Genomic DNA, 7929 nt, shown 5'->3' on the forward strand with positions numbered 1-7929 from the left:
AGGGAGGAGAGCCGTGACCGGTTCCTTTCCGATGATGAGCTGCAGAAATTCTTTACCGCAGTTTCTGCCGAGAACGCCATTTTTCGCACATTCTTTTTGGTGGCCCTGCTCACTGGAGCTCGTCGGGCAAACATACTGGAAATGCGGTGGGAAGAGCTTGACCTGAGTAGGAATGTCTGGCGTATCCCGGATACGAAGAATGGAAAGCCGGTCACTGTTCCCCTGGTGCCGTTTGCGATCAGCCTGCTGGAGGATCTACGCAAGGCAAACAGTAGCAGTGAATGGGTGTTTCCGTCTCCGACATCAGCAACGGGCCACCTTGTGGAGCCACGCAAGGCCTGGGAACGCATCCTGGCCAGATCAGGCATCGACAACGCCCGCATTCACGACCTGCGCCGGACGATGGGGAGCTGGCAGGCCATCACTGGGGCATCCATGCAGGTGATCGGGAAAAGCCTTGGCCACAAGTCACAACAGGCGACAGCGATCTATGCCAGGCTCAGTCTTGACCCGGTGAGGGCCGCCATGGAGAAGGCAACGAATGCAATGCTGGGAGTGAAGGATGGTTGATCAAGATATTCCGATCACATCCTTCTTCCAGCCCATACCACCCGGCCAACGATCCTGATACTATCCAGCTCCCCTGGTGGGATTGTCTCCGGCTGATAAAACGCATTGTCGCTCACAACCCGGACAGACCCGTCCAACATCAACTGCAGGCGCTTTACCAGTAGCGACCCATTTATCTGCAGCGCATAAATGGCGTTCCCGATCATTGACGTCTGTGGGCGCAGATCAAGCAGAATCAAATCTCCAGGGTGCAGAGTCGGTTCCATTGAGTCGCCGTCCACACTGATCAGAGCCAGCTTATCAACCCTCAACCCCATCGCCTGCCGCAACCATTCGGTTTTGAATGCCATTCTATCAATAATCTCTTCATCGTTGACTATCGATCCGTATCCAGCAGATGCCGCCACATCAAAACGGGGGATCAGGGTAAACTCTGACAAATTATCACCGAACGGCGAGTCATTGACGCTATGTGTCACCGAACGGACACCGGTAAACAAAAACGAGACATCAACTCCAGCATCAGTCAGCGCCATAAGGTATTTGGCATCTGGAGATCTTTCTCCAGATTCATATCTGATCTGCGAACCGATTCCGACACCGCCAATCTCAGCAAAATCAGTCTGATTCATCCCAAGCCTTTTCCTCTCTCCAGCCAATCTTTCAGAAAATGTTTCCATTAGGAAATATCCTGTTGACAGTTGTTGCCATTTGGTGATAGCTTCTTTCTTAACGGGTGTAACGCTACAAGTAAACGTGACAGCAAAAAGTAGGCCAATGAGTCAACCTATCTCGACAGCGAAAGCGGCGGCAATGATCGGAGTAAGCTCTGAAACACTTAGAGCCTGGAGAAAGCGCAACAAAGGCCCCCATTTTCATAAAATTGAGGGTTCTACTGATGGTTTTTATATATCTCAAGATGTTGAAGTGTGGATAGAGCAAAATCGGGACAGGCAAAAATGAATCTCATCTCTCACTCGCAGGCAGCCAGTCAACTGGGCGTGAGCGAGATCACACTCTCGAATTGGCGGGTCGCAAAAAAAGGCCCAGCTTATATAAAAGTTGGCAGGAGTGTCAGGTATCGCCAGGAGGATCTGGATGCTTGGCTGTTGACGCAGCGAGTTGATCCAGCCGCCAAGAAAGAACCAGTACTGAGAGTGATAAGGTCAGAGAAAATTGGGGCACGATTGCGCGAGACACTCAATCTGCCTCCGGTACCGAGAGGAAGACAGAAGAAGCAGGCGAACTATCAAGCGTAACCAATGGCGAGGAAAACCATGAATTTCATCAAAGAAGATGTGGCGGCACAGATCCGCAAGGAATATGAATCAGGGCAGTCAATAACTGCCTTGGCGATCAAGTATGAGGTAGTTTCGGCGATCATTAGTATGGCGATCAAAGAGGCAGGCGGCACCATGCGCCCCCCAGGCAGCCATCTGAAAAAGAAGAGCGAGTAGAATCCAGCAATCGAGCGCAACCGCAACCGCATTAGATCCGGTGGCGATTGATAAACCTTCTTTAGTCTAGCGCTCTGGCTGGGAAGGGGTAATTGTGACGGCAATATCCGGGCTGGTGGATCTGCAGCCAAAAACCTTGCCAGGTGGCGTTCGTGACCATCTGGCACAAACTCAAACTAATTTATGGAGGAAAGTATGTCTGAGCAAGAAGTGGAAGCGACAGAACAGGAAACCAACGAAGAGGCTGATGATGCCGAAGAGGGCAGCGAGGAAGGCGGCGAGGAAGAGGAAGCCTTTTAAGCCTGTCTGATCTCCAAAAATTGCGCCTAGCGGCACCAACTTGGAGGAATGCTAGGCGCAACACAACATATATCATCATATCAAAGTAAAATTAAAAATGAAGATTCCGAATTGCACATATTTGGGCGCTATTGAAAGCATCCAGCAGGGAATCCAGAAAGGGGCTGTGTCTGCAGAATTTGGAATTAGGTCTGGATTGAAGTTGATTGTGGAATCTGCCGCAAAACTGAACGTGAAAACTAAGAAAAAGAGAAAAATAATCAGGCAATTAATGCACGAATTGACGTAACTGGGTGTAGCGCAAACTGGTAGCGCATCTGCTTTGGGAGCAGAGGGTTGTGGGTTCAAATCCCTCCATCCAGACCAAAAACAAACGATTGGAGAGCAACATGAATGCAAAGAAGGTTAAGCATATCCGCAAATTCTGCATGCGCACGGCCAAACCGGAGGACTGGAACAATTGTTCTTGCCCCTGACTGCACCAGGGCTCGCATCCAGACAGCAAAAAAAATGACCGTGATGATGCGCATTGCGTAACCACACCTGCGTGTAGCTCAACGGACAGAGTATCGGGATCCTACCCCGCAGGTTGCAGGTTCGAGTCCTGCCACGCAGACCACTACCACAAATGAATGGAGGAAAGAATGGCAAGGCAGAAGAAAGCGCAGGGTCACGCGGCAGACGATGTTGAGCAAGAGATCTATGAGCCAACAGATACAGACAATACTTCGATTCTGGATAAGCAAGACGCTCAGCCTGTTGTTGTCGGTGCCGGGATGGTGATTGAAGAGAATATCGATTTTGGGTCTGATGTCGTACTTTCCACCAAAGAGAACATGCTCGGTGACTTCGTGAAGATCATGGCGGACATCATCAAATCGATGCCATCAATATGGGCCAAAATGTCTGACGGAGAGCAGCAGCAGTTACTGGATAAGCTGCGGTGGCAGGGAAACCACTTGATCACCAAAGCGGTTGAAGATATTGCCGCCAATGGCCGCCGGATCGTTACCGGCACGCTGAAGCAGGTTGCGATTAAAGATGAGATCACAGCGACAATTCTTTGCGCGAGATCTCCAGAAGCGTGCGCAGCATTCGGTATGGCGTCTGGCGGTGGGCCGGTGGCCTTTCTGCTGTTGGATACCGAGATCTTTCTGACCGATGCCAATCCGGTCAAGATCGATCCAAAGCAACCAGAATTGCCGCTTGATGGCGTTGTCGAGGATGAAGAGTTTGCGGAGGCTACTGTCGATACTGCCGAAGCGTTCCTGGGCAAAAAGGCGCAAGAGTTTCCTGATTATGACGACGATGATGATGGCTGTCCGTTGTAATTGACAGGACACGAGCGACATCACACCAGGATAGTGACAATGAAAACACAACATAAATCATTTGGTGTTTATATCGGTATGCCGGAGGATGAGTATCATGCCGATCCGGCATTGAGCCAGAGCGGCATCAAAGATCTGATGGTCTCGCCCATGACCTTCTGGGCGCGACACATCGATCCTGAGCGGGAATCTGCGGATGACTCTGCTGCCATGATCCTTGGCTCTGCAATCCACAAGCGGATCCTGGAGGGAGAGCAGGCATTCAACGCTGCATACGCCATTGAGCCGGATCGGAAGAAATACCCAGATGCGGTTTCCGGCGCAGAAAACCTGCGCGAGATGTGCCGCGACCTGGGGCAGAAGACGTCCGGCACCATCGCGGAGATGTCGGTGCGGATCATGGCGGCAAAGCCGGATGCGGTTTTGTGGTCGGTGATCATGGATCGTTTCGAGGCTGAATCCACTGGCAAAACGATCCTGAGCGTCAAGGATGGATCTGTGGTGCAAAAAGTTTCCGAGGCAATCAAGGCCGATTATATAGCAGGCAAGTTATTCACCGAAGGTCTGCCAGAGGTTTCCATTTTCTGGCCAGACCCACGCACTGGGGTTCGGATGAAGGCCAGGTTCGACTGCCTGCGCCAAGGGATGATCGTCGATTTGAAATCGTTCTCGAACAGCAGGAATCGGAAACTTGATGATGCGGTTCGGATATTCGCGAACGAATACCACCTGTACATCCAGGCGGAAGTGTACCTGCGTGCTGCCAAGCAGGCGCTGACGATGGCAAAGAAAGGCATGGTTTACGGAGCAGCAGAAGTGAATGTGATTTCTATGCTCCAGGAAAGCATGCGGTTCTTGTTCGTGATGGTCGAAACTGGCACCGCAAACAATGTTTACCTGCTCGAATACAGCACAAAGGATGCGAATGGCAATGCCACTATCTTGCACCAATACGCATCCCATCAGATCCATCAATCCATCAACCTGTATTCCGAGTTTTCAAACCGGTTCGGTACATCGCCATGGCGGGTTCAGAGAGGCATTCGCAACCTGGTTGACGAGGATTTTCGCTACATTCTTTCAACATTTGATGGAGTTTGAAATGGATTCAAGAATTACGAAAGCCCAGAGAATACAGCAACCGGCGCTGATTGCCCTTTGGGGGGCATCATCGTCAGGGAAAACATATTCAGCCTTGCAACTCGCGCATGGATTGGTTGGGAATTCCCAACTGATCGGGATGATCGACACAGAGAACCGTCGCGGGTTGGCGCATGTCGGAATCATACCTGGGGATTATTACCATTTCGACCTCACTCCACCGTTCACCGTTGAGCGGTACATTGACGCATTCAAAGCTTTTGAACATGACCCACAGTTCGGGTGCGTGATTATCGATTCGTACACGCATGTTTGGGATGGCGAAGGCGGCGCAACAGAACAGGCGTCAAAATCCACCAAAAAAGGACTCGGTGTTTGGTTCAGCCCAAAAACCGATGTTAAGCGGTTGATCAATGTTCTGCTCCGGTCCCGCATGCACGTCATCCTCTGCATGCGCGAAAAGATGTCGTGCGGGCAGGATCACAACGGGCCCAACGGGCAAATGCGCGTTTTTGATACCGGGTACGTACCGATCACGGAAAAAAACACAATCTTCGAGATGGGTGTTTCCTTCTGGCTTGGCATGGACCACAAGCCGATCTACAGCCGTCCATCGGAAAAGGTCTTTGCACACGAGCGGATTCCGATGGTCAAGGCACCGCCAGCGATCATGCGGCACCTGAAAGAGGGAGAATACCTGTCGGTTCGGCACGGGCAGTTGATTGCAGAGTGGTATCGTGGAGATACCCGCGATTTGGTTGCCGAAGGAAAGATGGCTGCAAGCCGTGGCACAGATTCTCTTAAAGCGTGGTCGGCCACACTGACGGAGATGCAGCGCAGCGAGTTGACAGCCAAGAATTTGGGTCTGAAGGCAATCGCTGCCCAGGCGGACGCAGATGAGGCAAATCGTCTGGCGGGAGTGCCACAGCAATCAGATGCCGATGATCCTGCTGAGAATCCGTACCTGCAAGACAATGTCGCACCAGAGCAAACCAACCAGCAGCCACAGCAACCGGCCACCAATGGCGTGATGGCGCTCGATCAGTACGAGGCAATGTTGCACTGTTTCGATTGGACGTGGCAGATGTCGGACGCTCCAGGGTCGCACCAGAAGGGCACCAAGGCCCAGAACGAAATAGAGACGATTGCACGGTTGTCGCCACAACACTTGGATCTTTTCTGGCGGATGCGCGAGCAGGCTGGTGGTCTGAATGGTGCTGTCGGTTTTGCGACACCGCGTCTCGACAAACCGGCTGGCGTGCAGGCTACTCATCCTCCCGCTACACCTGCACCAACGCCCGCACCGACGAATCCGCCGACAACACCCGCACCAACACGCAAACCGGAGAAACCGACGTCCGCACCGGCGCAACATTCCGCGACCACGCAGACTGTGTCGAAACCACCAGCAACTCAGGTTCCGCAGCAGCAGGCGAAAACCACAACCGGCAATGGCAATATTTGGTAAGGAGGAGGCATCATGCACATTTCCGTCTCGAATTTTCTCGGCATCAAAGAGGCGTCTATCGAAATAGACGGCATCACATTGCTGACCGGACCAAACGGCGCTGGCAAATCCAGCATCTTGATGGCAGCGGCCGCATGTGCAACTGGCAGTATCGTGCCGGTTGTCCTGCCGACCGGTAAAGAGGCTGTTGCTCGTGGCGGCACCAGAGGCATGGTGCATGGGGATGAGAAAAAAGCGACATCTGTACTGCTCAACGGGGACAAGTCGTTAACGATCAGTTGGCCGTCAAACGCTCTCAAGGGAGAGATCCCTGTTGCTTGCCATCCTCTGGCGGCAGGCATGGTGGAGTGGATGTCGATCACTCCTGCCGATCGCAAAAAAATGCTGGGTGATGCCATGAACAAGGCAGGGATCAACGCGACTCCGGACAATATTGATCTGGCAGTGGCTATGGCAGCAGTTGGGATCAAGGACAGCAATGTGGTGGATTTTGTCTATCAAAAAATTCAGGCTCTTGGTTGGGATGGTGCGCACAAAGAGGTATCCGAGAGTTGGTCAGAATCAAAAGGAGCATGGTCTGCAACCACAGGGGAGTTATACGGCGAGAAGAAGGCAGAAACATGGGTACCAGCAGGGTGGAATGATGGACTCAACAGTGCCGACGAAAAGAGCCTGGCTGAAAAATTGGCAAGCGCCGAGCAGGCGCTAGAGGATGGGATCGCACGCAGAGCAATCGATGGGGAAGAGATCCGCCGGATTCGTGAGAGTGCCGAGCAGCAAATGATTGACACCAGCGTGATGGGAAGTGACCTGCTTGCACTACAAGGTGAGCTTGATGCACTACAAAAAACGGACATCACCACCGATGCCATCATACTGATCGAAAGCAGTATTGCATCGAAACAGGCTGAAATCGATAAGATGCAGCAATCTTTGGCGGAAGAGCAAAACAAGATTCTTGCGCTACCAGTCATTCCGATGATCCCACAAAAAACCAACAGCAATGCTACATGTCCATCGTGCGGCATCGGTTTGTTTGTGTCTACTGGCATTTCGAGCATCACTGTAGAACCTGAGACGGTTCGCACAGAAGAAGATCTGCAGAATGCGACAAAAGAGCGTGATCTGGCGAAACAGGAGCTGAACAGGATTGAATCAATCAACACCAGGATCACGCAATCGATAACTGCCATTAAGGTAAAGATAGCTGATTTGCAATCTGAGCTTACTGACTTGCAGACAAAAAAAATCGCAGCCATCAGAGATGCAGAAAAGACAATCAATACTGAAAAACACGCACTGACAGCGCAGATTGCAGAGACAAAGGCCAGCATCAATGCCGCCGACATGCACAACAGCCATATCCATACAGCAAAAAAACGTTTTATCGAACTCACAGAAAAGCAACAGGCAAACACTGTTACCGGGCAGGAAATCAACGACCTGCGTGCGCAACGCGACGCCGCCATGGTGAATCTGCAGATGTATCACAATAAAGCCAAAGCGACGCAACACGCTTTCAACGCCATACGTCGCGGTAAGGTGCGGACTATCCTGGCTCAGGATGGATTGCGAGCCACCAAAATGCAGGACGCCATAGGTGCTGTCCATGATGCCATCAATCACATCTGCGGCGCAGCCGGTTGGAAGCAGATCAACATGGATGATGATCTGAACCTGTACGCTGCCGGAATCCCGTATG

Annotated in this window: 10 protein-coding genes and 2 tRNA genes; 10 read left to right on the top strand and 2 right to left on the bottom strand. The window is 51.8% G+C overall.

Annotated features, from left to right (window positions below):
- The coding region (locus EJP87_RS06030) for a site-specific integrase (RefSeq protein WP_130470974.1) at window positions 1–570 on the top strand (570 nt) is incomplete at its 5' end.
- 14 nt (window positions 571–584) lie between these two features.
- Here EJP87_RS06030 and EJP87_RS06035 read toward each other — a convergent pair.
- On the bottom strand, window positions 585–1250 hold the full coding sequence (locus tag EJP87_RS06035) for an XRE family transcriptional regulator (protein ID WP_130470963.1): 666 nt from the start codon (window positions 1248–1250) through the stop codon (window positions 585–587).
- Between the two features lie 97 nt (window positions 1251–1347).
- Between EJP87_RS06035 and EJP87_RS18385 the strand changes: the two genes are divergently transcribed.
- The 4 genes from EJP87_RS18385 to EJP87_RS06050 all read left to right on the top strand — a co-directional run bounded on the left by EJP87_RS18385 (window position 1348) and on the right by EJP87_RS06050 (window position 2693).
- Window positions 1348–1533 (top strand): helix-turn-helix transcriptional regulator, encoded by a 186-nt coding sequence (locus tag EJP87_RS18385; RefSeq protein ID WP_153188659.1) that lies wholly within the window; start codon window positions 1348–1350, stop codon window positions 1531–1533.
- Entirely contained in the window at window positions 1530–1829 is a 300-nt protein-coding gene (locus tag EJP87_RS18960; protein ID WP_130470964.1) for a helix-turn-helix transcriptional regulator, read from the top strand. The genes EJP87_RS18385 and EJP87_RS18960 overlap by 4 nt, the downstream gene beginning before the upstream one ends.
- An 18-nt stretch (window positions 1830–1847) precedes the next feature.
- A complete protein-coding gene (locus EJP87_RS06045; RefSeq protein WP_130470965.1) occupies window positions 1848–2027 on the top strand; it encodes a hypothetical protein in 180 nt (59 codons plus the stop codon).
- 589 nt (window positions 2028–2616) lie between these two features.
- Window positions 2617–2693: transfer RNA gene (locus EJP87_RS06050), tRNA-Pro, on the top strand.
- On the opposite strand, the gene EJP87_RS06055 is transcribed toward EJP87_RS06050, so the two are convergent.
- Window positions 2672–2857, bottom strand: coding sequence for a hypothetical protein (locus EJP87_RS06055; RefSeq protein ID WP_130470966.1), 186 nt, complete (start codon window positions 2855–2857; stop codon window positions 2672–2674). The genes EJP87_RS06050 and EJP87_RS06055 overlap by 22 nt on opposite strands.
- A 13-nt stretch (window positions 2858–2870) precedes the next feature.
- Here EJP87_RS06055 and EJP87_RS06060 point away from each other — a divergent pair.
- The 5 genes from EJP87_RS06060 to EJP87_RS06080 form a co-directional block, all read left to right on the top strand.
- Window positions 2871–2946, top strand: a tRNA-Arg gene (locus EJP87_RS06060).
- A gap of 25 nt (window positions 2947–2971) precedes the next feature.
- Complete coding sequence (locus EJP87_RS06065; RefSeq protein ID WP_130470967.1) at window positions 2972–3658, top strand: hypothetical protein; 687 nt, start codon at window positions 2972–2974, stop codon at window positions 3656–3658.
- 39 nt (window positions 3659–3697) lie between these two features.
- On the top strand, window positions 3698–4759 hold the full coding sequence (locus tag EJP87_RS06070) for a PD-(D/E)XK nuclease-like domain-containing protein (protein WP_130470968.1): 1062 nt from the start codon (window positions 3698–3700) through the stop codon (window positions 4757–4759).
- A gap of 1 nt (window position 4760) precedes the next feature.
- Window positions 4761–6227, top strand: a complete 1467-nt coding sequence (locus EJP87_RS06075) for an AAA family ATPase (RefSeq protein WP_193771177.1) — start codon at window positions 4761–4763, stop codon at window positions 6225–6227.
- Window positions 6228–6239: 12 nt separating this feature from the next.
- On the top strand, window positions 6240–7929 hold a 1690-nt coding region (locus EJP87_RS06080; protein WP_130470975.1), incomplete at its 3' end, for an AAA family ATPase.

The organism is Candidatus Magnetaquicoccus inordinatus, assembly GCF_004217665.1.
In the GTDB taxonomy this organism is placed as follows: Bacteria; Pseudomonadota; Magnetococcia; order Magnetococcales; family Magnetaquicoccaceae; genus Magnetaquicoccus; species Magnetaquicoccus inordinatus.

Bases quoted from the DNA above. Each gene is read 5' to 3' on its own strand.
- EJP87_RS18385 (WP_153188659.1), top strand. From the start codon at position 1,348: ATGAGTCAACCTATCTCGACAGCGAAAGCGGCGGCAATGATCGGAGTA.
- EJP87_RS06035 (WP_130470963.1), bottom strand. From the start codon at position 1,250: ATGGAAACATTTTCTGAAAGATTGGCTGGAGAGAGGAAAAGGCTTGGG.
- EJP87_RS06055 (WP_130470966.1), bottom strand. From the start codon at position 2,857: ATGCGCATCATCACGGTCATTTTTTTTGCTGTCTGGATGCGAGCCCTG.
- EJP87_RS06065 (WP_130470967.1), top strand. From the start codon at position 2,972: ATGGCAAGGCAGAAGAAAGCGCAGGGTCACGCGGCAGACGATGTTGAG.
- EJP87_RS06075 (WP_193771177.1), top strand. From the start codon at position 4,761: ATGGATTCAAGAATTACGAAAGCCCAGAGAATACAGCAACCGGCGCTG.
- EJP87_RS06070 (WP_130470968.1), top strand. From the start codon at position 3,698: ATGAAAACACAACATAAATCATTTGGTGTTTATATCGGTATGCCGGAG.
- EJP87_RS06045 (WP_130470965.1), top strand. From the start codon at position 1,848: ATGAATTTCATCAAAGAAGATGTGGCGGCACAGATCCGCAAGGAATAT.
- EJP87_RS18960 (WP_130470964.1), top strand. From the start codon at position 1,530: ATGAATCTCATCTCTCACTCGCAGGCAGCCAGTCAACTGGGCGTGAGC.